The organism is Streptomyces sp. SID8352, assembly GCF_009862265.1.
Lineage (GTDB): Bacteria > Actinomycetota > Actinomycetes > Streptomycetales > Streptomycetaceae > Streptomyces.
In genome coordinates this window covers 1-25,888 of the sequence record NZ_WWGX01000094.1, presented here as the reverse complement: position 1 = coordinate 25,888, position 25,888 = coordinate 1, and the positions used below count along the sequence as shown (strand labels likewise).

18 protein-coding genes and 2 pseudogenes are annotated in these 25,888 nt (G+C 66.8%); 8 read left to right on the top strand and 12 right to left on the bottom strand.

The window, feature by feature from the left end; genetic code table 11:
• Nucleotides 1-2 precede the first annotated feature (2 nt).
• Genes GTY84_RS28225 through GTY84_RS28215 form a run of 3 tightly spaced genes read right to left on the bottom strand, consistent with a single transcriptional unit; the run spans nt 3 to nt 2,061 of the window.
• Complete coding sequence (locus tag GTY84_RS28225; RefSeq protein ID WP_345943549.1) at nt 3-1,406, bottom strand: FtsK/SpoIIIE domain-containing protein; 1,404 nt, start codon at nt 1,404-1,406, stop codon at nt 3-5.
• Nucleotides 1,407-1,417: 11 nt separating this feature from the next.
• Nucleotides 1,418-1,705, bottom strand: a complete 288-nt coding sequence (locus GTY84_RS28220) for a hypothetical protein (RefSeq protein ID WP_161229236.1) — start codon at nt 1,703-1,705, stop codon at nt 1,418-1,420.
• On the bottom strand, nt 1,702-2,061 hold the full coding sequence (locus tag GTY84_RS28215; protein ID WP_161229235.1) for a hypothetical protein: 360 nt from the start codon (nt 2,059-2,061) through the stop codon (nt 1,702-1,704). The genes GTY84_RS28220 and GTY84_RS28215 overlap by 4 nt, the downstream gene beginning before the upstream one ends.
• A 185-nt stretch (nt 2,062-2,246) precedes the next feature.
• Here GTY84_RS28215 and GTY84_RS28210 point away from each other — a divergent pair, with 185 nt between their 5' ends.
• Nucleotides 2,247-2,651: a winged helix-turn-helix domain-containing protein gene (locus GTY84_RS28210; protein WP_161229234.1), complete on the top strand. Its 405-nt coding sequence runs from the start codon at nt 2,247-2,249 to the stop codon at nt 2,649-2,651.
• A gap of 1,594 nt (nt 2,652-4,245) precedes the next feature.
• On the opposite strand, the gene GTY84_RS28205 is transcribed toward GTY84_RS28210, so the two are convergent.
• The 3 genes from GTY84_RS28205 to GTY84_RS28195 all read right to left on the bottom strand — a co-directional run bounded on the left by GTY84_RS28205 (nt 4,246) and on the right by GTY84_RS28195 (nt 6,032).
• On the bottom strand, nt 4,246-5,082 hold the full coding sequence (locus tag GTY84_RS28205; protein ID WP_161229233.1) for a protein kinase: 837 nt from the start codon (nt 5,080-5,082) through the stop codon (nt 4,246-4,248).
• Nucleotides 5,083-5,152: 70 nt separating this feature from the next.
• A complete protein-coding gene (locus GTY84_RS28200) occupies nt 5,153-5,605 on the bottom strand; it encodes a hypothetical protein (RefSeq protein ID WP_161229232.1) in 453 nt (150 codons plus the stop codon).
• A 196-nt stretch (nt 5,606-5,801) separates the two neighbouring features.
• The gene (locus GTY84_RS28195; protein ID WP_007503961.1) at nt 5,802-6,032 is read right to left on the bottom strand and encodes a hypothetical protein; all 231 of its coding nucleotides are present in this window, start codon (nt 6,030-6,032) and stop codon (nt 5,802-5,804) included.
• Between the two features lie 124 nt (nt 6,033-6,156).
• Between GTY84_RS28195 and GTY84_RS28190 the strand changes: the two are divergent.
• A pseudogene (locus GTY84_RS28190) lies at nt 6,157-7,496 on the top strand (hypothetical protein).
• On the opposite strand, the gene GTY84_RS28185 reads toward GTY84_RS28190, so the two are convergent.
• From GTY84_RS28185 to GTY84_RS28165, 5 genes are all read right to left on the bottom strand, one after another.
• Nucleotides 7,474-8,007, bottom strand: a complete 534-nt coding sequence (locus GTY84_RS28185; RefSeq protein WP_161229231.1) for an NUDIX hydrolase — start codon at nt 8,005-8,007, stop codon at nt 7,474-7,476. The pseudogene GTY84_RS28190 and the gene GTY84_RS28185 sit on opposite strands and share 23 nt — an antisense overlap.
• 218 nt (nt 8,008-8,225) lie before the next feature.
• The gene (locus tag GTY84_RS28180; protein ID WP_161229230.1) at nt 8,226-8,951 is read right to left on the bottom strand and encodes a SprT family zinc-dependent metalloprotease; all 726 of its coding nucleotides are present in this window, start codon (nt 8,949-8,951) and stop codon (nt 8,226-8,228) included.
• A gap of 46 nt (nt 8,952-8,997) precedes the next feature.
• A complete protein-coding gene (locus GTY84_RS28175) occupies nt 8,998-12,255 on the bottom strand; it encodes an HsdR family type I site-specific deoxyribonuclease (protein WP_161229229.1) in 3,258 nt (1,085 codons plus the stop codon).
• 286 nt (nt 12,256-12,541) lie between these two features.
• Nucleotides 12,542-13,570, bottom strand: coding sequence for a restriction endonuclease subunit S (locus GTY84_RS28170; protein ID WP_345943546.1), 1,029 nt, complete (start codon nt 13,568-13,570; stop codon nt 12,542-12,544).
• A gap of 181 nt (nt 13,571-13,751) precedes the next feature.
• The gene (locus GTY84_RS28165; RefSeq protein WP_161229227.1) at nt 13,752-16,199 is read right to left on the bottom strand and encodes a class I SAM-dependent DNA methyltransferase; all 2,448 of its coding nucleotides are present in this window, start codon (nt 16,197-16,199) and stop codon (nt 13,752-13,754) included.
• Nucleotides 16,200-16,314: 115 nt separating this feature from the next.
• Between GTY84_RS28165 and GTY84_RS28160 the strand changes: the two genes are divergently transcribed.
• Nucleotides 16,315-18,405 carry a 3'-5' exonuclease gene (locus GTY84_RS28160; protein ID WP_161229226.1) on the top strand — a complete coding sequence of 697 codons (2,091 nt, stop codon included), beginning with the start codon at nt 16,315-16,317 and terminating at the stop codon, nt 18,403-18,405.
• Between the two features lie 16 nt (nt 18,406-18,421).
• On the top strand, nt 18,422-20,239 hold the full coding sequence (locus GTY84_RS28155) for an AAA family ATPase (RefSeq protein WP_161229225.1): 1,818 nt from the start codon (nt 18,422-18,424) through the stop codon (nt 20,237-20,239).
• A gap of 555 nt (nt 20,240-20,794) precedes the next feature.
• Here the strand turns inward: GTY84_RS28155 and GTY84_RS28150 are convergent.
• A pseudogene (locus GTY84_RS28150) lies at nt 20,795-21,022 on the bottom strand (helix-turn-helix transcriptional regulator); the annotation flags it as partial.
• 248 nt (nt 21,023-21,270) lie between these two features.
• Between GTY84_RS28150 and GTY84_RS28145 the strand changes: the two are divergent.
• The 4 genes from GTY84_RS28145 to GTY84_RS28130 form a co-directional block, all read left to right on the top strand.
• The gene (locus tag GTY84_RS28145) at nt 21,271-21,852 is read left to right on the top strand and encodes an AAA family ATPase (protein WP_345943545.1); all 582 of its coding nucleotides are present in this window, start codon (nt 21,271-21,273) and stop codon (nt 21,850-21,852) included.
• Nucleotides 21,853-22,236: 384 nt separating this feature from the next.
• Nucleotides 22,237-23,118, top strand: coding sequence for a DUF2797 domain-containing protein (locus GTY84_RS28140; RefSeq protein WP_161229223.1), 882 nt, complete (start codon nt 22,237-22,239; stop codon nt 23,116-23,118).
• A gap of 450 nt (nt 23,119-23,568) precedes the next feature.
• Nucleotides 23,569-24,315: a response regulator transcription factor gene (locus GTY84_RS28135; RefSeq protein ID WP_161229222.1), complete on the top strand. Its 747-nt coding sequence runs from the start codon at nt 23,569-23,571 to the stop codon at nt 24,313-24,315.
• A partial coding sequence (locus tag GTY84_RS28130; RefSeq protein WP_161229221.1) for a HAMP domain-containing sensor histidine kinase occupies nt 24,312-25,888 on the top strand: 1,577 nt, incomplete at its 3' end. The genes GTY84_RS28135 and GTY84_RS28130, both read left to right, overlap by 4 nt.

Genomic DNA, 25,888 nt, shown 5'->3' with positions numbered 1-25,888 from the left:
TGTCAGGCCGCCACGGCGGGGGGCTCGGGGGCGTCCTTGGTGAGGTCCACGACGTCCCGTCCGGTCAGGTCCTCCAGGAGCTGGGCCGGGTGGCGCACCAGGTGGCAGGTTTCTGCGGCGACGCGGGCGGCGTCTTCGTCGGCGACGTAGGGAGTGCGGATGCGGATGAAGCCGGGGCGCCCGTGCTGGGACATGACCGCGACACCCACGTACGCGGGGTCCTGAAGGTTGACCGGGCTCGCGTCGGGCCACTCCCGGATGTCGTCGCCGAGGGCGGCCACGGCGGCGTCAGCGGTCTTTTGGGCGAAGGACAGGCCGACCGGGCAGACATCGCGGATGAAGGTGGGGATGGCGTCCCCGGTGGTCTTCTGCGTGGTCAGCAGGGTCAGGAAGCCGACCGATCGTCCCTTCTTCACCAGGTCCTCGACGAGGCGGGCGTTGTCCGCCGCGAGCGCGGCCAGCCGCTTCGTGACCGGGTCGGATCCCTTGTGGTCACGGAAGTAGGTGTGGGCCTCGTCGATGACGATGACGACCAGCGGCCAGTCAGCCGAGGGGCCGACGTGCCACATGTTCTTCCTGCCCAGCACGCTGCGGATACTCGCGGAGCGGGCGCGGCGCAGCTCCACCAGCTCCTTGAACAATTTGTTTGCTTCCTCCAGGTCGTCCCCGCAGAACGCGAACGCCCGGTGCACGAGGTCGGCGTAGTCGCCCTCGTAGGCGTGGGAGACCTTCCCGTCGAAGAAGGCGAACTGAACGGCCGGCGAGGGCGCCCAGTCACACACCAGCCGGTTCACGCACGAGGTCTTCCCGAAGCCCGGCAGCCCGCCGACCGCCACTCCGGGCACTTCCTTGAGGGGCACGAAGACGGGCATGCCGTACTCGTCCACCCCCAGCTCCCACTTCGCGTACTCCTCCGGAGGGCGTCCGGTGGGCACGTGAATGGTCGGCGTGATCAGCGGGTCCACGCGCACCCCGCGCAACACGACCTGTCCGGGCCTGTCCCCCGGCAGCGCTGACACACGGGTCATACGCCAGGCGTCCGCCAGGTAAGGGGCAGCCTTCTGGAACTCCGCTAGGCCGACGCCCGGCAGGCAGCCCGCCCGCGCGATCACCCCGTACGCGTCATGCGTGACTTTCAGGGCCGGTACCAGGACGCGCGGCTTGATCGGTTTGCCGTCCGTGTTCGCCAGCGATGCCATGGCGGTCGGCATCTTGTCCGTGGCCGACAGGTTCAGCATCTGCGCGAGCCGCTTCCAGGTCCGCCGAACCCGAACGGCCTGCCGGATGGACTGCCGAGTCATGGCGTCGGCCCGCAAGTAGCGGACCACCCACACCAGCGCCCACACGGCGATGCCAGCCAGACCCATCCCGACCAGAACGGGGGCGTAACCCATCACCTCAGTCACGTCGTTCAAGGTCACTTCGCTTCCTTCTTTCGATTCCGGTTCCGGGTGCCTGTTGCGGGTGTCGGCGCAGCGAGGATCAGGCAGATTTCTGCGCGCTGCACCGCGTCAGCAGGCGGAAAGCCGTGGTTCGCCCACATCGCTGCGACGAGGCGAACCCTGTCGTCGTGACCGGCGAGCGTCAGGCAGATCTCCGCATGGCGGAGAGCCGATGCAGGTGGAAAGCCCGCGCTCTCCCACACCGCCGCGACACTGTGAAGCCGGGTGTCGCGGCCGGTGCGGAAGAAGTCGGTGCCGCTCACGCCGTCTCAGCGGCCGGGGCCGAGCCGCCGACCAGGTCAAGACGGTCCGCGCGGTACGCGATGCCGTCCGAGAGCGACCCGTTGAAGATCCGCGCCCACGGGGTGGCGAACAGCTCCACCGGGACGACCGGCACGCCGGGCTTCAGGCCGTTGGGGAGACCGGTCTCCGGAACAGTGACCTTCATGGCCTCCGCCCGGTCCTCCTCCATGAGGAAGAGCGTGACTGTGAACAGCTTCGCCCCGGTCTCACGGTCGGTCGCGAACTGGGTCTTCTCAGCGTCCGAGTACTTCGGAACCGCCATGTTGCCGACCATGAACGACGTGGACGGGAGCAGGCCAACACGGATACGAGCCATGGGTGTTACTTCCTTTCGGTAGGTGCTCCGCCAGGTGGCGGGGCGTGATCAACAGTGCACTACATGGGCTGGGTGCGTCAAGCGCTTAGCGCACATCGGACCTGAGGTGAGCTAGCTCTGTGGTGATATGGAGGTGCATCAGGGTCTTACCGCGCGAGGTGGGCTAGGCCCGCTACCCTCGGACCATGAAGCTGCCCAAGGACTCCGACACTCCGCCGTACCGCCTGGTCGCCGAGGAGCTGCGGCGGCAGATCCGCTCTGGGCGCCTCAAGCCGGGCGAACGGGTCCCTTCGTCACGCGACCTCGAAGCGACCTACGAAATCGCGAACATGACCGCGCGGTCCGCACTGCGCATACTGCGCGATGAAGGGCTGGTCTACTCCATGCCGGGCCGGGGCAACTTCGTCGCCGATCCCCTGCCCTCAGAGGCCGACCCGAAGGCCGGCGCTACCGAGGCGGCAAGCGGCGGGCGAATGCCCACACCCGAATACGTCGAGCTGTCTGAACGGCTGGATGCCATAAACGCCAGACTCGACAGCCTGTTGCAGGTCTTCCAACAACTCGGCGGCACTACCGGGCCGAAGAAGTAGCGGGAACCTTCTCGGCGACCCGACGTGCTATCTCTTCCAGCCGCATCACCTTCTCTTCCACCTCCTTGAGTCGCGCCGTAATACGTGCTGCCTCGTCCTCAGTCATGGCCACCCGTTCGTTGCTGTGCCGTTGTCGCGTACTGCGTCCAGCCCAACCGCCGAGGGCTTACCCGGAGGCCTGCCCAGCGGCCATCCGCCACCGGATCAGGGCTTGCCCGTACTGCCCGGCAAGCTGTCATCACGGCTGTTGAGCTAGGTCTACCTGCCAGACCGGACACGTCGGAGGCGTGCGGCGCTGCACTCCCGCAGGGCGGGCAGAATCCGTCCTTCGGATTCCCACGCATCCCGCCGGGCGGGAACTCGTCCCTTCGTACGCTCACGCCACTCGTCCTTCCGGTCGTCGGTCAGGAGCATCAATGGTCCGGAGAATCCCCGGGTTCGCTAACCGGCGATCGTCGGCTATGTTGCGCCGCTCGCCCCGTCGCGCATCGCCTATAGGGGTCGACAAATCCGCATCGGTGTGACCCTCGTTTCTGTGATCCATGCCACCCCTCTATCTCTGGCTTCGCGTCCGGTCGGAACCCCGTATTCATCTGCTACAGGTGTCGAGCACCCCTATCGGTGTGACACCTCCTTCCGTGACCTGGGTCACTTGACTCAAAGCGACCCTCTCCATCAAGAAGGGGGAGCGGGGAGGCGGTTGACGTGATGGCCGCTTTGGTCACGACTCCATAACGCCGGATGGCGAGGGTCGCTTCGCCATCGCGAGAACTATGCGGCCCTCAGCCTGTGGATAAATTCCACCGATAGCCGGAACGAACCGCCATGAATGCCTCAACATGGGTTCATATGGCATCAGAGCTGCGGAACGCATGGGAAGCCGGGGCCAGCGCATGGCCGCGCAACCGGCCACGAGCCCAGCGCAGCGGAGCTGTTCAGAGTTTCTTTACTGGATTCAGAGTTTCTTTACTGGATCAAGGCGGCCCGCCTACGGCGGGCCGCGCGCGCTGGCGGCCAGGGGCCGCCGCCGCTCCTTGTCTCCGCCACCGCTCCGGCGGCCCCACCCGCTCAGCGCGCAGCCCTGCCAAGGCGGACGACCAGACCAGGAAGCAACCCGACCACTCCGAGCACCAGGACCAGGTCGACGCCCACCAAGCGTGATCACGCCACCAACCGCCCACCGCTCGACGCCGCATGGCCCACAGAGCCGCAGCCCGAGCCCAGAGGATGGGCCACACCAGCAACGTCCAGGTCGGACCGAGGTGCGGCCCGTGACGATGGAAGAAGCGTGGCTGAGGACGGCACGGGGTTGCTGGAAACACACGTGACGGGTGCTCAGTCGGCGCACCCGCCGTCGTGGCTGACTTTCGCTGGCTCAGCTCAGGACCCTCTCCAACTCGACATCGCGAAGCCGGGGTTGCAGCCGCACCCACGTTCGAGCACGCCAACCGCCCCGGTACCATCGGCACCGGGGTCCTGATCAGGGCTTCCGCGACCGGACCACCCGGAATGCTGTCCAGGCTGAGGGGTGGTCCGGTCTTTGAGTTGTCGGCCGTAGCCGTGCGAGCGGCGCCGACGAACCGGCGCTTCGGAATCAGCTCAGAGTCTTGCCCACCTCGTAGACGGTGGGTCGGTCCCCTGGGGCATGGCTGAGCATCGCGTCGATCAACTCGCCCAGCTCACCAGGTGCTTTCACGGGCCGGCGCCGACCATCCGCCACGGCCTCTCTCTGCGCCGAGCGGGGAGCGTCGTCCGGATACTCCATCGCCCGCCAACCGGTAGCAGAGATCAGCAGGGAAGCGCCGAGCGCGTAGACGTCGGCTTCCGGTGTCGGCTCGGCTTCTCCGGTGTCGAGCACGCTGCGTGCGATCTCCGGTGCCTCGTAGTGGACGAGGCAGCCGCGGAACGGGAAGTCGTAACCCTCGGGCACGTGGCCGCCCCGGGCAAGAGCGAGGTCGATGAGATGCGTTCGTTCCGGCCCGATGATGAAGTGGGCGGGCTGTACATCACCGTGCGCCCAGCCCTTGGCGTGCAGTTCGGCCAGCGCCTCGACGCAGCCCAACGCCACGCTGCTGTGCGGTGCGATGGACGAGTCCGGCCTACGGCAGGGCTCCCAGAGTTGGTACAGGTCCGGCCCTTCGTGCCACGGCTGGAAGTTCCAGGTACCGCCTTCCCACTCGCCGTACGCGAGGTCAACCAGGCCGAGGCGCAGCAGAACGGCCCCTTCACGTGCGGGCGCGAGGGCGGTCCAGGGCTGGGCCGCCCATTCGGTTGTGGCCTCGATCGGGTAGCCGACTTTCACGGCGTAGTGGCCTCGATGGCTTTCTACCTCCCACACCGTGGAGCCCCGGCGGTCGAGGACCAGGCGCTGGGACGTGGGCATGAGCGCGTCGAGTACCACGATCGGCAGTTCAGGGGGTGACCCGGGCAACGTCTTTTCTCCTTCCGAGCGAACGCGGCCGACCACGAGTCGAGGCCGGCCGCGTCGCTGCTGTCGTGTCCTACTCCTGATAGTCCTGACCGTATGGACGGCCGCAGTCCGAGTCGCACTGCGCGAGGTTCGTGCCGTCCACGGTCCACAGGTCGTCGAAGACCATGAACCCAGCCGCCTTCATGGCGCGAGCAGCGGTGATGACCATCAGTAGGTCGCGGGGCCCGCCGCCCGGCTTCGGGTTGTGGTGCAGGAAGCGGCCCGCGTACCGGTCGCACAGCCTCGCGTACTCCCGCGTGTGCAGGATCAGCGCGTGCAGGCCGAGGTCCACGTCATCGGACGGGACCATGGGGACGTTGGCCGTGGCCGCGGTGACGAGGAAGGCGACCGCCTGGTCCGCGATCCGCTCGGCCCGCTCGGGTGACTGCCCGTTGTGGACGACCACGAAGTGGGCGAGGCTCTCGAACACTTCCTCACCAGCCACCGCGCGACCGGTCTTCAGATCGTTCGCCGTTGCCGTCATACGAGTACTCCTTGTGTGTGGCGGTGCGTGGGTTGGATGGCCGGCCCCGAACGGGGAAGGGGGAGCCGGGGAGTTGGCACCCGTCCAGGGCGGCCCGTCTACTGGCCCATGGCGAGACCCATGCCGATCACCAGGCCGCACGAGCCGCTGACCATGATCACGAACAGGACTCCCGCGTACCGGCTGACAGTGCGGATCACAGCCCGTCCCGACTGTTGCCGTTCTTGATGGCCAGGCGCGCGCTCAGTTCCTCTCGTGGACTCGGCGCCACGACGTTGTCCGGCATGGCATCCCATTCCGTGCCGCCGCCGATCGGCCTCATCTGCACCCGACCGCCGAGCGCACCCATGACGACACCGATCCGGTCGCGGGCGCTGTCCTTCGCCAGTTCACCGATGCCTGGTCTGGTCTGCTGGTTGCTCGCCATGAAAGGAGCATCGCGATCAGGGCAGCCCTGCCAAAAGGTCAGGCTGGTTACCCAACTTGGGTAACATCGCGGCAAGTAGAGAACCAGCGACGTTGCGTAGCCCTCGCAGTGTGGGAGCTTGCCGATGCCCGACGCAGACCGACCGCAGGAACTGCCAGCCAGGCTGCTCACCGATCCCGAGATGATCGACGCATGTCGAGTGCGGGACTTCGCCAGAGTCTTCCGGCTGGTGAAGACCAAGGCGGGCATCTACCCATCCATGATCGCCAGACGCTGTGAGCTGACTCCCAGCCGCGTCGGCGAAGTCATCGCCGGGCAACGCCAGTTGCAGCACATGGACGTCATCGAGCGCATCGCGGACGGTTTGCGCATCCCAGGACACATGCTGGGGCTCGCCCGTCGGGTGTGGGAGACACCTCAAGCCCTTGTAGTCACCGAGCGAGAGGTAGCCCAGGAGGCGGAGCCCGCGCCGCAGACTCCCGCCGTTCTACCTGGTCCTGACGTGGACAGCATCCTGGCCCTGGCCACGCGAACGAGCCTGAGCACGGCCACACTTGAAGCCTTCCGCTCCTCCATCGAGGACTACTGGCGACGGGACGACCAGCACGGAGGCGAGGCACTACGGCCGGCCATCGTCGGCCAGCTCCGCCATGTCGTCGGTCTCTTGAAGGAGAACCGACTCCGTCCATACAGAACGGTCTGTACGGAATCGCCGCCGAGCTGGCACGTCTCACGGGCTGGACCTACTTCGACGCCCGCCAGTACAACCAGGCCCGCGCGTACTTCACCGAGGCCCTCCAACTGGCCAAGGAGATCGACGACCGCCAGTTCATGGCCAACGTCCTTGCCTGCATGAGCTTGCAGGGCACCTACCAGGACAAACCTGCTGACTCCCTGGCCTTCGTCACCGCCGCCCAGGACCAGGCCCGCTCGGCTGTCGACACCACCCCACGGGTCCTGTCCATGCTGTCGATGCGCGAAGCCTTCGCTCACGCCACGCTCGGCAACCGAGACTCCACTCACCAGGCGATCGGGGAGGCGCACCGCCACTTCGAGCGGATTCGGGTGAGCGACCCGGGCCCCTCCTGGGTGTCGTACTTCGACGAGACCAAGCTGATCGTTGACACGGGTATCGCCCACGGCCGACTGGGCGAAGCCGCCACCGCCGAACCCCTGATCGCGGACGCGTTACGGCGCGAGGCCCGCACCAACCAGCGCGGACGGGCGTTTCACTCGTTCTGGCTTGCCCGTACGCAGCTGGATCAAGGCAAGCTCGACCAGGCGTGCGACACCGCCACGCAGGCACTGGAACCGGCATCGGCAGTGGCCTCCGAGCGAGTGTCAGGCCATCTCCGGGAGTTCTACGACCAGTTGGCCCCACACAGGCAGGAGCCCGTAGCCCTGGCCTTCGAGGCGCGGCTACGGGAACTCCTCCCGCCAGTCAGCGGATCGCTTCATCCATGAGCAGGTACAGCAGGCCGACGAGCGAGCCGCTACTCACGACCTCCCGGCGGTCGATCATGCCCCGCACCTCTGAGAGGGGAATCCACTCGATGCGGTCGGACTCGTTCTTCTCCGTGGGCGGCCCGGCGTAGGTGGCGCCGTCGATCCGGAAGACGTGGTGCTGCGAGTCGGTGATCCCGTTGGCCGGCTCGGCGTAGATCAGAGGCTTGATGGGGCCAGGTTGCCACCCCGTCTCCTCCAGGACCTCACGGGCCGCAGCCTCCTCCGGAGTCTCGCCCTCCTCGACCAGGCCCATGGGCAACTCCCACGCCCATGAATCCGTGATGAAGCGGTGCCGCCACATCATCAGGACCTCTTGGCGGTCGTTGACCACAGCGGCCACGGCCAGGTGCCGTAGCCGAACAATGTGGTACTCCCACCTGCGCCCGTCAGGCTGCTGGACGTCGACCAGACACAGATTCACCCACTTGTTCGTGTAGATCTGTCGCTCACCGTGCGTCTTCCACTCCATACCTGCGACCCCTCTCGATCGGTCTCCAGGATCTCAGACCAACAGACACGCTATGCAGGCATGAGAAACGTTCACGTCAGGGTGACGAAATTATCTCCGTTCACCTCGGTACCGCCGTTGCCATCGGGGAGCTAGCCCGTATCTCCCATGTGTGGTGCAGGCAAGCAGGGCCTTCATCGATGGGGGCTTAGGATGACGTAGACCATTTACCACTGCCTTCATGTCTTCGATTCTGGAAGCCAGAGGTCGGGCCCGAGCCGTCTCAGACGGTCGCGACGGGCATTGCAGTCAGGCATGGCCCGCTGAACCGTCCGCCAGAATCGTCCGCTGTGTTCGGGCACATGCACATGGGCGAGCTCGTGCACGAGCACGTAGTCGATCAGATCGGGCGGAAGCTGCATGGTCGCCCAATGGATGTTGAGGGCGCCGTGGAGCGAGCACGACCCCCAGCGGTAGCCCAGAGGCCGGACCCGGAGTTCACCGCAAACCACGTCCATGCGCTGGGCCCACGGTCGGAGTCGACCAGGCAGCCAGCTCACACCACGCCGGGTGTACCAGGCGATAAGGGCCGTGGACGCCTCGTGGAGCACGTCCTGCCGGATCTCCAGCCGGCCTCGCTGCAACCGCACATCGGTCGGGCCGGTCTCGACGACCAGCAGCCGGTGGCTGCGCCCCAAGTAGAGAAAGCCCTCGCCGGAGACGTACTCACGGGGGGGTCTGCCCTCGCTTAGCGACTCGCGTTCCGCGAGCTTGCCGTACAGCCATTGTCGTCGGCTTCTGATCAGCTTGACCAATTCGGCTTGCCCGGTCCCTGGAGGGACGGTGACGCTGACGGTCGAGTCACGCTCGACGGTCAGCCTGACCTGTCGCCGTCGCTCGCTGACCCGCACCTGTACGTCGAGGTCGTCGACGCGCAGGATCTCGACGGCCGCTGAACTCTTCACGGTCACATCCTGGCACCCGTCGCTGACATCCTTGCCAGCCCTGGCATCAAGGACGCGGAATCTCTGTACGGCGGTGTCCGATCACTTCCACAAGCTGGTCGGCCAGTGAATCGACCTTGTCGATAGGTGCCGCGTCCTTGGTGATCAGCAACTGGACGGTTTGGTGTCGGAAGTCCTCTTGGTCGACCGGGCTACGCCAGAAATCACGCCGATGAGTCACCTGCTGCGCTAGGACGTAGACGCCGGTACTGATGTCACACAACCTCTGGTCGGTCTCCGGGTCGACAATTCCGTCCTGCGCGGTTTCCTCCAACAATACGCCGTACAAAGCCCGTTCAACCGAGCTGAGCGGATCATCGGGCGCGGTATGGTCCGTTCGCAATTCGGCAACCAAGGCGGCCAGGAGCGCGGCTTGTTGCTCCCAGTTCTCGGCGTAGTCGCGCAGAATCTCTTCGAGGCGCTGACTGAGCCGCTTATAGAAGTGCGGGTCCCTGCCCCGGTTTATCTCGATGTGGTCCCGTACAGCGTGCTCCATCTCCGAGGCACGGGTTCGCGCGCCGGGCAGCGCCGCTACCTTCTCTTCGAAGTCGTCCGCTGTCAGCGACACCGGCGGCAGCTTCTGGTCGATACCCAGCGACAGCAGGTGATCGTCGAGCAGCTGCCGGACTTTCGCGCCGTACGCGCTGGGGTCGAAGTCGCCACCGTCGACTCGGAACCTGCGCTTCGCCCGCATCGCGACCTCCGCGTAGAGAGTGGCGTCTTCGAGAAAGGGGCGCACCGCCGGTTCGGGCAGGATGACGTCGATGGTGGTGAGGAACCGCTTCAGCTCGGCCTCGAACCTGTCGAACAGGGCGCCGTCGTTCAACAAAAGTACACAGTCCTCCAGGGTTGCCCCGGAAGGGGGGACACCGTGGTCGGTAAAGACCGCTTGGAGGCGACGACGCATCGGATCCAGCTTTGCGACTTCCTCGCGGAGGTCGAGGAAGACTCCATCGACATCGTCGGCGGAGTAGGCCTTGAGAGCTTCGGTCAGATGGTTGGCGACCCCGAAGTAGTCGACAACATAGCCACACTTCTTGTCCTTGGCCGGCCGGTTGACCCGGGCCACCGCCTGCAGTAGCTCGGCTTGCTTGAGCGAGCGGTCGATGTAGAGCACCTGCTCGATAGGCGCGTCGAAGCCAGTTAGCAGCATCGACTTAACGATCAGGAATGCGACTGGGTGGTCGTCCGGGCCGAGTTCCGTTGGGAACGGCCGTGTGAAGTCGTCAACCCGGCGCTCCTGCGGCTTCTGCGCGGTCCACTCGGCAAAGCGCTCTTCGTGGTCGTCGGTGCCCGGTGAGACGATGGGAACGAAGTCCATGGCACGGAGCAGATTGAGATTCCGGTATGCGTTGACTTGCGAGATCTGCCGGGCGGTCAGCTGGTCCAGCGGAGTATCGAGCAACCGTTCCGTGACTGTCTCGGCCTGGTGAACCAACTCGTCTCTCGCGGCGAGCAGAGCCGTTCGATAGCGCAGTGTCGCCTCACGGCTGTTCGCAACCAGTTGGGCCTTAAACCCGCCCGGCAAAACGGTCGTAACGTAGTGCCGGAGCAAGTGCCTGGCCTTGGCCGTGATCAGCTCTTCGGATTCGAGCACGTCGCCCTTGGTGGCGTACCGGCGCTGTAGAGCCTCACGGTCCTCCTCGCTCTGCTCGGCGAATAGGTCTTCAAAGACTTCGTCGAGGTCACGTCCGTCTTTAACAGCACCCTTGACGGTGTTGCCCTCGTAGAAGATCCGCACTACCGCGCCGTCGGCCTCGGCGTCGGCCAGACGGTAGGTATCGATGACGCTGCCGAAGATTTGGGAGGTCTTCTTCTGCTTGCCCATGATGATCGGGGTTCCCGTGAAACCGATCCGGGCGCAGTTGGGCAGCGCCTCCAAAAGGTTCATGTGCAGCCTGGAGCCGTGCGACCGGTGTGCCTCGTCGATGAGGACCACGATCGCGCTGCCGTCGTTGAGTTCCCCGAGTGAGGGGGCAGCCTCGACCAACTCGCCGTTGTTGGACCGTGCTGCTACGTCCTGCTGCTTTTGGATCATTACGGCGACGATGCCCGGGCCGTCGGCCGCCAAGAGCCGCTTGGCGTCCTTGACCCGCTTGGCTTCTTCGACTTCCTCACCGGTCAGCCGGAGCGTCTCGGACAGCTGTTTCTGGAGCTGGGTCCGGTCCGTGACCAACACGACCTTGACCCCGGACAGCTCTGGTATCGACCGCATACGGCGGACGAGGAACGTCATGGTGAGGCTCTTACCGGAGCCCTGGGTGTGCCAGATGATCCCGCCCCGACGGTCCTGAACACCGTCTTCCTCGCGCGTGTCACCCGTCAGCAGGCGCTCCAAGGTCTTCTCGACTGCGCGGAACTGCTGGTAGCGCGGCGCAGCCTTGATCCGGATGCCGTTGTCCAGCGTCATGAACGTCACGTAGTCGTGGATGATCTGCAGCAGCCGCTCAGGGTGCAGCACCACTGCCGTGAGCCGATTCTGCTCAGTTACCGACCGCTCATCGCACTCAAGCCTGGCCGCGATGACTGCGTCGGTCAGCGGGTACGGGTCCCGCCACGGCACGTAGTGCTCAGATTCGGCTGTGAAGGTGCCCAGGCGGGCCCGCTCCCCACAGGTCGCAAGGGTTAGCTGAACGGTATGAAAGAGCTTCGGATTTCCGGTGGGGATCCGGCCGCGTCCCTGGCCGGCGTACCGCCTCAGCTGCGTCACGGCTGCAGCGATTGCGTCACCTTTACTGGGCTTCTTGCACTCCACGACGACCAAGGGGATGCCGTTGACCAGCAGTACCTCGTCGGGTGCGATGTGCTTCAGCCCGCTCGTGCCTGGCACGTCGACCCGGAACTGGGACACAACTACGAATTCGTTGCGCTGCCAGTGCTTCCAGTCGATGAAGTGGACGCGCTGGTCCCGGCCCCCGTCCCAGCCTGGCAGACCAGGCACGGTGACGCCCTTGATCAGCAGCTCGGTCGTCAGCTCATTGGCCTCGAGTAGACCCCTGGCTGTGATCCGGGTCAGCTCGCCCAGCGCCTGACTGATCCGCGCCTCGTCCAGCCAGGGGGCGCCATCCGGCCCTAGGTTGATATCACTGAGCGCCTTACGTAGCCGCGACTCCATGAGGACCTCAGCGAACGATTCGCGCCCGGACTCCGTCGGATCCTCGGGCTTGAATGCGCCCTCCGCTTGGCCCGGCAGATGTTCCCACCCCATCAGCGTCAACTGCCGGAGCAGCGGCGCCTCAACCTGTACGTACTCGGGCCCAGACACGAGCGTCCCCTCGCTTCACGGCAGGTATGCGATCAACAGCAGCCTCAATCATTGCCTGCGGAGACCGCAACACGCCACGGATTCCCCCCAGTCGGGCAGCTCCAGAGCGAACGTCTGAGTTCGTCGCGCTTCACCCGTCCGGGAGCCTGACGAACCGCCCGAGCTCAAGGTTCTTGGAGCCCCGGACACCGACGTGGCCACTCAACTTCGCAAGGACTCGCTCGAGAATCCGGCACCCGCCGATAGGCCACGGCAAAGTCGTTTTGGGCCCTCATGTCCACCTGACTCAAGCACGCACCCGCCCAGTTAGAAGGTCCTCCACCAACCCCTGCTTGAGGGACCGCATCGCTGTTAGCATTTTTTTCGATCTCTCGATGTGTTCGGCACAGCTCTGAATAGAGTCAACAAGTTTATGTTGCACATTGAGTGGAGGTACCGGAACCTGCATAGCTTTGAGTTCAGTTGAATTGATCGTGGCGAGGTTTGAAGTCTGTTTGGCGATGCGGGCGAAGTATGCTCTCCCTTGGGCGGACGACGTATATAGTGCCAGATATTCCGGAAGAATCCACCGCAGGTCACAGCGGACCCGGAAAAGATGATTCTGGTACAGGCATGGTTGAAGATGTCCGTCCCAAACGGCTCCGCGCCCAAGCTTGTCCCAGTCGCCTCCTTCTGTGAGCAGGAGGTCTCCCGCCCTGAGGGAGTACCGCTCCACTTGAGAACGCAAGACGCGTACCAGCTTCATCTCGCCAGTATCGAAATAGCCATCCTGTACGTTTGCTACCCGAAGGTACGGAAGCTCTACGGAGCTCGCCCCGGCCGGCTCGCTTCCGAGCGTAACTCCACTGGCAATCTGGGCCAACTCCCCTAGTCCGCGATATCTGGCTGAGGCGACAATCGCGGTTGCGATTGAATCCTTGACCAGCGCTTCCCGCAAAAGCGCCAGTTTGGCCAGCTCCTTAATTCGGTCAGATAGCTGCTGATCGACCGCATCGAGGATCTCTGCAATCCGTCGCTGCTCATCAAGGTCAGGAACTGGAACGCGTGTTTCCAACAAGTCAGATCGTGACAACTCGACCTGATTTGTCGAACCTGTGAAGCAGTGCGACTCCAGATACTGCTGGCCCCACCGAGATCTCAGCATCGCCTCAATCCAGCGGGGATCCACTTTCGACCTGTCGGCCCTAAGTACGGTGACATGCCCGTCCACTATATAGTCTCGGTCTTCATTAAAGATGCAGCTACGGCCGATAGTTCCCGTACCTGTCGAGTTCAGAAGAACATCCCCACGCTCGGCCCTCAAAACGTTCTTCACCTTGTGCGAGTGGGGCCGAGCGGCACTCGCATCGAATCCTGTTTCTCGGACACATCTTTGCCCAATGGCGAAAACTTGACTGTCGTTTACGTAAACCGGAGCTGTGCCGCGTGAAATCAACTTACAGAGGTCAACCAAGCGTTCCTCTCGCCACCCCACCAGGTTCGGTACCTCAATCCGACTACTCATAGCCGAGCTCCCGCAGCATCTCGTTAACGCGGGCGGCTGCGGTGAATCGCTGGGCTTCAAGTTCGGGTAGCGTCACCGCGTACTTGGCAGCCCACCTGCTGTACCGGTCGATCAATACTCTGCGGCCGGTGGTGAGACGAGCGTCAAGGCGGCGGCTGAGATCGGCTTTGAGGATGCGCATGACTAGGTCGGGTTCGGTCTCGTTCCTGTGGATTAGGCCGACGCTCGAGCCGAGTTGGTCAACAAAGGCAGCTTCCAGTTTGCGGACTTTGGACTTGGCCGCGGTGAGTTGGGCGCGCAGGCGTTTCAGCACGACAGGGTCCACGTCCTCGACTGCTTCAGAGTCGTCCTCTGAGGCAGTAGTGAGGGTCTTGACCTTGGAGTCGAGTTCGGCCCGTAGGTTCTCGGCCTCCTCAAGCTCGTTGAGGTAGTCGGAGAGGACGTACGGGACCAGCGGGTGTTCCCGAGCCTTGCGTTTGGCGGCTGCCTGACGCTGGGCGTTCAGTGCCCCGGTGCTGTCATCCGCGAAGGCAGTCTGGATCGTCGTCAGCCAACCCTGGACGACTCCACTGAACTGGTGGAAGGCCAGGGTGCGGATGTCGTATTGGACGCTGCCCCACCAGGAGGCGACCGCGCCGGAGAGCTGGAAGCGGTCGAGCGTCCCGAGGGGCTCGAGTTCTGCGACGAAAGACTCCAGCAACTCGGCTCGGGTGTCCATGACCTTGTGTGTGTCGGGCAGCTCGCTCAGCCGTTTGCTGTGCCGAGCCCACCAGTCATCGAACGCGTCACGCACACGCGCTTCGGCGGGCGCGGTCAGCTCAGGAATGCGGGCGGCAGCCGATCGCCAGCCATCTGCCGGGAAGTCGTAGTAGTCTGCGTTGCGTTCGACGAACAGGGAATGCACGTTCACGCCGTACGTCTGGAAAGTGATCTCGTGCCCATGGACCTCGGATTTCGGGACGCCGCCGTGCAGATGAGCCCGTACGTCTTGGGGTTCCGTTGGCGGGGTGTTGTCGACGTATCGTCGAATGTTGAGGTTGAACTGGTTCTCTTCGAGTTCCTCGAGTGACACCACGCGGGCGAAGCCGACGATCTCGTGTGCCGGATTGGTCATGTAAGCCCGAAAGGCGGCGACGATCTTTTCGGCGTGTTCAGGTTCGAGATAATTCTGGGCGCGGCCGGACAGGTATTCGCGGTCGGCGTTGATGAACAGGACCTTGCCTTGATGCGAGGCCGGCCGGGGGCCGGGACCGCGCAGGATGAGGATGCACGCCGGGATACCAGTGCCGTAGAACAGGTTCGAGGCGAGGCCGATGACCGCCTCCAGTCGGTCGGCCTCGATTACCTTCTTACGGATTGCCTGTTCCTCGCCGCCACGGAACAGCACACCATGCGGCATGACCGTGGCGCCGAGGCCACCGGGCCGGAGTACTGAGAGCACATGCTGGGCGAACATCCAGTCGGCCTTCTTGCCAGTCTCTGGAGTCCAGCCGTATTCAAAGCGGTCGGCGTGCTTCATCCCGGCGCGCACGTAGTTCTGTGAGAACGGAGGATTCGTAAGCACCCGGTCGAAGAGCGTCAGCGTTGAACCATCCGGCTCGATGTGCAACGGGTTGGCGAGGGTGTCGTCGTTTTCCAAGTCGGCGTTAACGATGCCGTGAAGGATCATATTCATCTTAGAGACGGCCCAGGTGCCACCGTTGGCCTCCTGGCCGTATAGGCGCAGGTCCTGAGCGTCCTCGCCTGCCTCCGCCACATACTCCTTCGACATAATCAACATGCCGCCGGAGCCGGCGCATGGGTCGTACACCCGCATTCCGGAGCGGGGCTCGATTAGGCGAGCCATCATCCGGACGACGCCGCGCGGAGTGTAGAATTCCCCGCCCTTCTTGCCCGCCGAGTCGGCAAACTCGCCGATGAGGTACTCATACGCGGCACCTAGTAGGTCAGGGAACTCGAAGTCCTCATTGCGGAGCCGGTAGCGGTCGAAATGCTTGATGAGGGCCCGAAGTTTCTGGTCCGACAGCGACGTCTTGCCGACCTTGCGGGTGAAATCGATGTGCCCAACCACACCCTGCAAGGCAGTGGAGTTGGCAGTCTCGAGCGCGCCCAAGGCCTTGTTTAGTAGGTCCGCAATGCCGTTCTCGGCCGACTTGTCTACTAGGTATTTCCACCGGGCTGCCGTCGGTACGAAGAAGTCGCCGCCCCGGTAGAACGCCCGGTTATCGGCGATCTCCTCGGCCCGCGCCTGTGTCCGACCCGCTGTGATCTGCTCGGCGATGACCCGGCCCCGGATCGTGTCGAACTGGTCGGAGCAGCGCTTGAGGAACAACATCCCGAAGATGTATTCCTTGAACTCCGAGGCATCCATCTTGCCGCGCAGGATGTCGGCCGCGCCGAACAGATGCGCTTCCAGTTGCGGCAACGTTAGCTTCGCCACAGGCGGAGCCCCCAGTCGTCAGTCAAGGCGGGTCACAGAACCCCTTACGATACTGCCCCGCACAGATCAGCAACGGCCTACCATGAGGGTTGCCCACCCCGTCGGAGGAGTGTCCGTGCCGCAGTTGGCGATCGCCAAGGAGTTCCTCTCCGAGTACGCCAAGCTGGAGAAGCCGGTCCAGAAGGCTGTGCAGGCCGCGCTCTCCAAGTTCGCCCACGCCACCCACGCGGGACTGCATCTGGAGAAGCTCAACCGAGCCGAGGACCCTCGGATCAGGACGATCCGTATCAACCAGTTCTACCGCGGCGTTGTGCTGGCGCCGGCGACCGGAGACCTCTACTGCCTGCTACGCGTCCTGCCACACGATGACGCGATCGCTTGGGCCACGACGAGGCTGTTCACCGTCAACCAGGTCCTCGGCGTCCTGGAGATGCGTGACGAGACGCAGTTGCAGAACATGACTGGCACACTGCGTCTGGCCGCCGAAGCTACACCGGCCAGGCTCTTTGATCACGTCAAGGATTCGGAGTTCCGCACGCTCGGCATCGACGATCAGGTGCTGCCGATCGTCCGATTGCTGACCCGGGAAGCGCACCTGGATGCCCTCCAGCACATGTTGCCCTCACTCCAGTACGACGTCCTCGTCGCGCTGGCCGCGGGTATGACGATCGAGGAGACTTGGGGAGAAGTCAGCAAGCATCTCGTCAACGCCGCTAAGCCCGACCGGGTAGAGCCGGACGACCTGTCCGCAGCGATCGGGCGGACCCCCGACCAAGTTGCGCTGGTCAGTGGCCCTGAAGAACTTGAGAAGCTGCTGCGCCCCCCGTTTGCACTGTGGAGGATCTTCCTCCATCCGATGCAGCGCCGGATTGCTTACCACGATCCCTATCCCGGCTCGGTGATGATCACCGGCGGCGCGGGCACTGGCAAGACGGTGACTGCCCTGCACCGGGCTGCGCATCTCGCCAGCCTCTCTGACAGTGGCGCGCCGATCCTGTTGACCACCTACAGCCGCCCGCTCACTGCGGAGTTGGCTCGTCAGCTGGACCAGCTCGTCGAGAACCCCGAGGACCGAGACCGGATCGAGGTGATCACCACTGATCAGCTTGCTTCCCGGGTTGTCAGTGACCGCCGTGGAAGTCGCCCGGTGGTGCTCACGTCGCGCGAATTGGTCAGCCTGGCTGACGCCGTGCACCCGGATTACGCCGGGGAGTTCTTGATCGATGAATGGGAGCAGGTGCTGCTCGCCCAGGATGTCACCACGCTGGAGACGTACCTGACGGCAGCACGCACCGGCCGAGGCCAAGGCCTGCCTCGCTCGGAGCGGCCGTCTGTCTGGGCCGCCATCGAGGCGCTGCGGACTCAGCTGAGCGGCCTCGGGTGTTGGTCGTTCTTGCAGGTAGCCGATGAGGCGGCTCGAATCCTGCGGCAGGAGGGCGGGCCTGCCGTCTACCGGCACGTCATCGTCGACGAAGCTCAGGACCTACATCCTGCGCAATGGCGGCTGCTCCGAGCGGCCGTCCGCCCGGCGGAGGACGACCTCTTCCTCGTTGCGGACCCGCATCAGCGGATTTGGCAGCATCGGGTACCGCTGAAGAACACTGGGATCAACATCGTCGGCCGGACACAGCGACTCACCGTCAGCTACCGCACCACCCAGGAGATCCTCACATGGGCCGTCCGAGTGCTGGGGCTCGTGTCCGAGGAGGACCTCGATGGCTGGCCCGACAGCCGGGAAGGCTATGAGTCGCCGATGCACGGCCGCCGGCCGATCGTCCGGCGGTTCGCCGAGTGGTCCGAGGAGCGCGCTGCTGTGGTCTCCCAAGTCCGGGCCTGGCTAGTCGACGGTGTCGAACCGGGTGCGATCGCCGTCGCTGCCCGGGTCAACGCCACGTCCGACGAGGTGGCGGGCGCACTTCGCTCCGCGGGCATCGAGCCCGAGCCGCCAGGTCCGTCCGGCGGCCACGTTCAGGTCGGCACGATGCACAGCATGAAGGGCCTGGAGTTTCAATGTGTCGCGGTCGTCGGCGTTCAGGACAAAGTGGTACCGCACGACCGGGCGATCGTTCCGTTGGATGTCGACAGGGCAGCCCACTTGGAGAGTGTGCAGAGGGAGCGGTGCGTGCTCTATGTCGCGTGCACTCGTGCCCGTGACCGACTGTATGTGTCGTATTCCGGGGCTCCCAGCCCCTTCCTTCCCCGTTGAGTTCGAGGAGCCTCCCATGCGCCCCCTACGCGTGGCCATCCGGAATGTTCGCGGCGCCCTCGACGTCGAACTGCACCTGCGTCCGTTCGGCGCACTGATCGGTCCGAACAACGCGGGAAAGTCCACTCTGATAGATGCCGTCCTACTGTTCTACGGCGCACTGGACTGGAACGAAACTCGAGACCTTCCCTGGCACGCGGAGCCTGGTGCAGAATCCTGGGTGGAGATCGACTACAGCGTTGACGCCGCCGAGGCCAAGCAGATTGGGGTCGACCTGGTTGACGGCGATTTCCTCCGGATCCGGCGCTGGTTCACCAAGAACACTGACCGTCTTGCCGGGGCTTACTACCTGATTCCCCAGGACGGCGGTGAACCACAGCCGACTGGTTGGACCAGCGCCGCCAAGCTCGGTCAGTGCGTCTATATCCCGGCGATCAGCAAGATGGCCGACCACATGTCGCTTACCGGTCCCTCGCCTTTGCGGGACGTACTACTCCTTGCCTTCTCTGAGCGACACATCGAAACAATGCTCATGACTGCTAGGGCTGCTCTTGGAACGCTGAGCAGTGCCTTGCAGGAAGGGCCCATCACTGACCTTGAGAGCGATCTCGACGAGGCACTAATGCCCTGGGGCCTGTCCGCGAAGGTCGACGTTGGCGAGCTGTCTAACGAGCTGATCATGCGCCACCTCATCGAGCTGCGACTCCACCAAGAGGGCACTCACCGCCCGCTGGAGACTCAGGGATCCGGCGTACAGCGCACAATGATTGCCGCGCTGATCCAAGCGGCGGCACGACTACGGGCTCAGGCCAAGGAGGGCGCGTTCCGGTGGGTCCTCTTCGAGGAGCCTGAGGCCTTCCTCCACCCTTCCCAGGTGACACGGCTCGCCCACGACCTGCACCAGCTCGTTGCTGCGGGCAATACAGCAGTGACGATCACCACGCACAACGCATCCGTGATCGCGGCTGCCGAGACCTCTCCCGAGGCGATCACTCGGGTGCGTCGTTTACTCCATCGGATCGAAGTGGTGTCGCCTTCCCCCGCACTTGTGAGCAGGGTTCTCTTGGACATACACACCCGCTCGACCTACGCCGTGGGCTCTCGCTCCTGTTTCAAGACTGCCCGCCTGACCGCGGCCGACGAGGAGCGAGATCGGGTTCTTTACGACCTGGACGCGCACCGGGCCGCCGCATTCTTCGCTGACCGCGTGATCGTCGTCGAAGGTCCTAGCGACGTGTTGTTCTTCGAGTGGCTGGCCCGTCGGGGTCTCCTTGCCAAACTCGGCCCCAATGTGGGTCTCCTCAGCGCGTTCGGCAAATTCGAGCTGCATCGTGCGGCGAGCACTCTGTCCCTGTTTGGTATCCCGCACGTTGTTCTCTGGGACGAGGACGCGGTCATGGCCACAACCCAGAACAATTTCAAGAAGCGGCTGTGTGAGGACGCATCGGCGCTCACCGCGCTGGCAGCGGCCGCCAACGATTCCGAATCATCCTTCGCGGGCGCAGTTCGTCTCACCGGCACCATTGAGCGCTGGCTCGGCATCACGGAGGAGCACGACAACCCCTGGAAGGCCGCTAACATCGGTGCCGCCCTCAGCCAAGCCTACGCGGACCCGTCTTCACCTCTACCGGCGCGGGTCAACAATCTGCTTGCTGTGCTCGAAGACCTGTTCGTGGGCCGGGACATCGCTTCCTACCGGCAGCTGCCGGACTTTCAGGGCGCACTGATCTCGCCGACTCTGCCTCTACCGACCGTCAATCTGCCGCTCGAGGTTGCAACCTTTCCGCGTCACACGTGCAGTTGCCCCCTGCCCGCGTGGCCACGAGTCATCTGATGGACCAACCGTAAGGAGGTGGAGCCAGCTGATCGCGTTCGGAGTTGACGGCAACCCTGACGGCAACGACGGCACACAGACGCGCATGATCGCTAACCTGAGCGATCGCAGTCTGAGTCCGCTGGCTCCCGTTGCGGCAGGCTGCCCGATCCTACGGATCAGAAGGTCGCAGGTTCGAATCCTGCCGAGTGCACACAGGTGGGAGGCCCGGACGAGAGTCCGGGCCTCTTGCGTTGTGGGGCCGTACAGCGGCGAAGAACGGCAACCGCAGCAGCCGCCCATGACCGGCAGCCACTCTGAAGATCCGAACGAGAACCTCAGCGAATCTCGTTGACCGATCTCTTCGCAGCTGCGGATCAGACGGTTGCGGGTTCGAATCCTGACGGGAGCCCCGTCGCACGGGGAGCTGCCGACGTCCGGGGACGCCCGGCACGGCGGATCGCCAAGTCGTCCGGTGCACCCGCCCGGCCGGTCCGCAGGCACGCCGGTGGCCAGTGCGGCCAACCCGTCAGTCGGCCGTGCTCCGGTGGGGTCCGGGCAGTCTGGCGGTCAGTGCCGCAGGACGCGGGCGAGTGCGCCGAGGACCTGTGGGGAAGCCGTACCGGGCTGGTCCTGTTCCAGCCGGGTGTAATAGCCGAGGCTGACACCGGCGAGCTCCGCCAGCTCCTCGCGCCGGAGGCCCGGCACCCTGCGAACGGTGCCGTGAGTGAGCAGGCCGACGTCACCGGGAGTGACGCGGCTGCGGCGTGTCTTGAGGAATACGCCCAGGGTTTCGGTCTGCACGTGATCCACCGTAGGTCGGCCGCGCTCCGCGTTCCTGCACCTGTCAGGGGCAGCCAGGACAGGGTTCCGGTCGCACGGGCGCCGCTTCCGCCTTCGGCCCCTCCGCCCCGCCGCGCCGGTGTTCCCCGGGGTCGCACGCGTACCGCGGGCACCGTGGCGAGCCGTACGGCGGTGCGCCGGTCGGGCGTGGCACGGTGGCGGGCATGAACCCGTCGACCCCCTCCCGGCCGTCCCCCCATCCCGGCCGCGTGATCATTCTGACCGGGCCGCCCGGAGCCGGGAAGAGCACCGTGGCGCGGCTGCTGGCGGACCGTCTGAGCCCCGGTGTCCACCTGCACGGTGACGACTTCTGGCACTTCATCAAGCGGGGGCGGATCGCGCCCTACCTGCCCGGGGCGCACCGGCAGAACGAGGTGGTCCTGGGGGTGCTGGTCTCGGCGGCGTTCGGGTACGCCGCCGGGGGCTACCAGGTGATCTGCGACGGCGTCGTCGGGCCCTGGTTCCTCGACCTGTTCCGCGCGGGGGCGCGGGAGCGGGCCCTGCCGCTGAGCTACGTCGTCCTTCGGCCGGACCGGCGCACCACCCTGGAGCGGGCGACGGGCCGGGGCGGCGACGCGTTGACCGACCCCGGGCCGGTCCGCTCGCTGCACGACCAGTTCAGCGACCTGGGCGTCCATGAGGCCCATGTCCTGGACTCCGGCGGCCTGACCGCCGAGGAGACAGCCGGAAGCGTCCTGCGGGGCATCGCGACGGGGGCCTATCTCCTCGATCCGGCCGCCGGCGACACCGGCGGCGGTGTCGCCGCGAACGGCCCGCTGCGCGAGTCCTGACCACCGCGCGTCGGCTTCCGTCGGCGTCGCGGAGCGCTCCCGGACGCCCGGCCGTGCCCACCCGTTGCCGAAGCCACCGGTCCGGCGCACGGCCGGGCGGGGGAAGCGCGCCCCCGGCACGCTGATGGGGACACGGGGGCGTGGACGTCCCGGGCGCGGGCGGGCGCGGCCGGTTCGGCGGGCACCCGGTCGACGGTGATGGTCCTCCCGGCGGGGGCAGTGGCCGACGGGGGGCGGTTTCCAGGGGCCCTCGGGGCCCTCGGCGCGCGGGGTGGGCATGCCTGGTGCCTCGGCCGCGGATTTCGCAGGTGGGAGGGGTGCCGGACGGGCGGGCGTGGCGCGGGCGCGGTCCGTTGTCAGTGGTGCCTCGTACGCTCGGGAGTGATGGCGCGGGTGTGGAAGTGCTCGGGACTGCGGTGGTCGGCCGATGGGCCGGTGCTGGCCTGGTGGGGTGGGCGCGTGACGGCGCTGCCCCGGGGGAAGCGGGTGGCCTTCGCGGTTCCGGACGGGGGAGCGCGCGTCTGCGTCGGGGCCCGGGGGCATGCGTGCCCGGTGCGGGCCCCCGTGCCGGGGCGTGCCACGGGGGCCCGGTGCGAGGAGTGCGCCCGGCTCGACCGGGCGCACTCCGTGGCCGCCGACACCCTCGCCGACGACCCCCGGCCGTACCGCGTCTACCTGGCCTGGTTCGGGCCCGGCCTGGTCAAGGCCGGGATCACCGCGCGGGAGCGGGGCCCGGTCCGGCTGCTGGAGCAGGGGGCCGTGTGCTTCACCTGGCTCGGCACCGGGCCGCTGATGTCCGCGCGCCGCGCCGAGGAACTGCTGCGCGCCGCGCTCGGCGTGCCGGACCGCGTCCCCTACACCCGCAAGCGGGCCGTACGGGCGGCCCTGCCGCGCGACGCCGCCACGCGGGCGGCCGGGATCGCTGAGCTGCACGCGCGGGCGCTGGCGCTGGACGGCTGGCCCGAGTCGCTCGCCCCGGAGCCGTTCCGCGCGGTGGACCACTGGGAGGTCTTCGGGCTGGGCGGCGCGGAGCCCGCCGTCGCGGACGTCGTCGAGCTGGTGCCCGGGGGCGCGCTCGCCGGAGAGCTGGTGGCCGTCGCCGGGCCGGACCTGCATCTGCGGACCGGGCGCGGGGTCGTGGTGCTCGACACCCGGCTCCTGCGGGGCTGGGAGCTGGTGCCCGCCGGGGACGAGGGGCCGCGCCGAGGGTTTCCCGTACGGGAGCTGGGGGCGTCGTCGGGCGGTGCGCAGGACGGGTTGTTCTGACACGCGCGGGTCCTGGGCGGGGTGGGGGAGCGGGCGGGTTCGTGGAGTGGCTCCCTGACGCGCTGGCCGTGACGCCGGCCTCCTGAGGCGGGGTTCGCGCTGCCCGGGTCGGTCACCGGTCCCGTGACGCCGGTCCCGTGACGCCGGGGCCGCGTCCGCTGTGCGTGCTGTCGCCGGGTTTGTTCCGCCGCCTCGGTGTTGCCGGGGCCGCGTCCGCCGGGCGGGCGGTGCAGGGTTGGTGCCGTCGGTGCGGGTGCCGTCGTGCCGTTCTCCTCGGGGCGCTCGCCGGGGCCGTGTCCGCTGTGCGTGCTGTCGCCGGGTTCGTTTCGGCGTCTCGGTGCCGTCGGGGCCACGCTCGCCGAGTCGTCCGCCGGGCCCGGGGCTCCGTTTCTCAGAGAATTCACAGCTTGGGGAAAGAGTGCTCTCAGAGCGCGCCGACATCGTTCCGGTATGACCACGACCTCGCCCCAGGGGCGCACCGAGCTGCTGCTGAGGACGGACGGGAGCCCCGTCCGGGTGCTGGTGGTGGACGACGAACAGTCCATCACCGAACTGCTGTCCATGGCCCTGCGCTACGAGGGCTGCCAGATCCGCAGCGCCGGCGACGGTCACGGCGCGCTGCGCGCGGCCCGCGAGTTCCGTCCCGACGTCGTCGTCCTGGACATGATGCTGCCGGACATGGACGGCCTGGGCGTCCTCGGGCGGCTGCGCCGCGAACTGCCGCACGTGCCCGTGCTGTTCCTGACCGCCAAGGACGCGGTCGAGGACCGGATCGCGGGGCTCACCGCGGGCGGCGACGACTACGTCACCAAGCCGTTCAGCCTGGAGGAGGTCGTCGCCCGGCTGCGCGGGCTGATCCGCCGCTCCGGCGCCGCCGACCCGCGGCGCCCCGCGTCCGTCCTGGTCGTCGGCGACCTCACCCTCGACGAGGACAGCCACGAGGTCACCCGCGGGGGCACCGGCATCCATCTGACCGCGACCGAGTTCGAACTGCTGCGGTATCTGATGCGCAACCCCCGGCGGGTGCTGAGCAAGGCCCAGATCCTCGACCGCGTCTGGTCCTACGACTTCGGGGGCCAGGCCAACATCGTGGAGCTGTACATCTCCTATCTGCGCCGGAAGATCGACGCCGGCCGCGAGCCGATGATCCACACCCGGCGCGGCGCCGGCTACCTGATCAAGCCCGCCGCCTCGTGATCCCGCGACGGCGACGGCGTCCGCCGAGCCTGCGGACCCGCCTCGTCGTCGTGTCGGTGGCACTGGTCGCCATCGTCTGCGCGGTGATCGGCACGGTCACCACCCTCGCCCTGCGCTCGCACCTGTACGAGCAACTGGACGGCCAGGTGCGGGAGGTGGCGATGCGGGTGGCGGGCGGTCCGGCGCGGGCCGCCCCCGGGCCGCCGCCCGCCCCGCCGGACGGCCGCGACCCGCTCGCCTTCGCCGCGAAGGGGCCCCGCGCGGTGGGCACGGTCGCCGCGGCCGTCGTGGACGGCGAGGTCACCGAGGGCATCGTCAGCCGCCCCCGGGAGGCGGACGGGTACCGCACCGCCGAGCCCGTCGCGCTCGACGCCCGGCGGCTCGCGGCCCTCGCCGCCGTCCCCCGGGACGGCCGCCCGCACACCGCCGACCTCCCCGGGCTGGGCGGCCACCGGGTGCTGTTCCAGAGCGGCCGGGCCGGGGACTTCTACGTCGCCCTTCCGACCGCGGACACCGACGGCGTCGTCACCACCCTGATCCTGGTCGAGGCCAGCGTCACCGCCGCCGGTCTGATCGCCGCCTCCCTCGCGGGCACCGTCGTCGTCTCCGCCGCCACGCGGCCGCTGCGCCGGGTCGCCGAGACCGCCACCCGCGTCGCCGAACTCCCGCTGCACACCGGCGAGGTCAACCTCGACGAGCGGGTCCCCGGACCCGAGTGCGACCCGCACAGCGAGGTCGGCCGGGTCGGCGCCGCGCTCAACCGGATGCTCGACCACGTCCACGGCGCCCTGCGCGCCCGGCAGGAGAGCGAGACCCGGGTACGGCAGTTCGTCGCGGACGCCGGCCACGAACTGCGCACCCCCCTCGCGTCGATCCGCGGTTACGCCGAGCTGACCCGCCGGGGCGGGGAGCCGGTCGGCCCCGACACCCGGCACGCGCTGGGCCGGATCGAGTCCGAGGCCGCGCGCATGACCCTGCTCGTCGAGGACCTCCTGCTGCTCGCGCGGCTGGACGCCGGACGGCCGCTGCGGTTCACCCGCACCGACCTCGTGCCGCTCCTCGTCGACACCGTCGGCGACGTCCGCGCGGCCGGTCCCGGCCATGTCTGGCGGCTCGGCCTGCCCGACGGGCCCGCCCATGTCGCGGCCGACGCCGCCCGGCTCCAGCAGGTGCTGGTCAACCTGCTCGCCAACGCCCGCACCCACACCCCGCCCGGCACGACCGTCACCGCGCGGGTGCGGCGCGAGGCGGCGGCGTGGTGCGTGGACGTCGAGGACGACGGGCCCGGCATCCCGCCCGCGCTGCTGCCGCACGTCTTCGAACGGTTCGCCCGCGGCGACAGCGCCCGCTCCCGCGCCACCGGCTCGACCGGGCTGGGGCTCGCCATCGTGCGGGCGGTGACGGCCGCGCACGGCGGGGCAGTCACGGTCACGGGAGCACCCGGCCGGACGGTCTTCACCGTACGGCTGCCGGCGACGGCGGAGACGGACCCGGACATGGACACGGGCGCGGAGACGGACCCGGACATGGACACGGGCGCGGAGACGGACCCGGACATGGACACGGGCGCGGA

Excerpts from the sequence above, each read along its gene's own strand:
- GTY84_RS28215 (WP_161229235.1), bottom strand. The coding sequence starts at position 2,061 with ATGGCTCGTATCCGTGTTGGCCTGCTCCCGTCCACGTCGTTCATGGTC.
- GTY84_RS28210 (WP_161229234.1), top strand. The coding sequence starts at position 2,247 with ATGAAGCTGCCCAAGGACTCCGACACTCCGCCGTACCGCCTGGTCGCC.
- GTY84_RS28200 (WP_161229232.1), bottom strand. The coding sequence starts at position 5,605 with ATGACGGCAACGGCGAACGATCTGAAGACCGGTCGCGCGGTGGCTGGT.
- GTY84_RS28195 (WP_007503961.1), bottom strand. The coding sequence starts at position 6,032 with ATGGCGAGCAACCAGCAGACCAGACCAGGCATCGGTGAACTGGCGAAG.
- GTY84_RS28185 (WP_161229231.1), bottom strand. The coding sequence starts at position 8,007 with ATGGAGTGGAAGACGCACGGTGAGCGACAGATCTACACGAACAAGTGG.
- GTY84_RS28155 (WP_161229225.1), top strand. The coding sequence starts at position 18,422 with ATGCGCCCCCTACGCGTGGCCATCCGGAATGTTCGCGGCGCCCTCGAC.
- GTY84_RS28140 (WP_161229223.1), top strand. The coding sequence starts at position 22,237 with ATGGCGCGGGTGTGGAAGTGCTCGGGACTGCGGTGGTCGGCCGATGGG.
- GTY84_RS28135 (WP_161229222.1), top strand. The coding sequence starts at position 23,569 with ATGACCACGACCTCGCCCCAGGGGCGCACCGAGCTGCTGCTGAGGACG.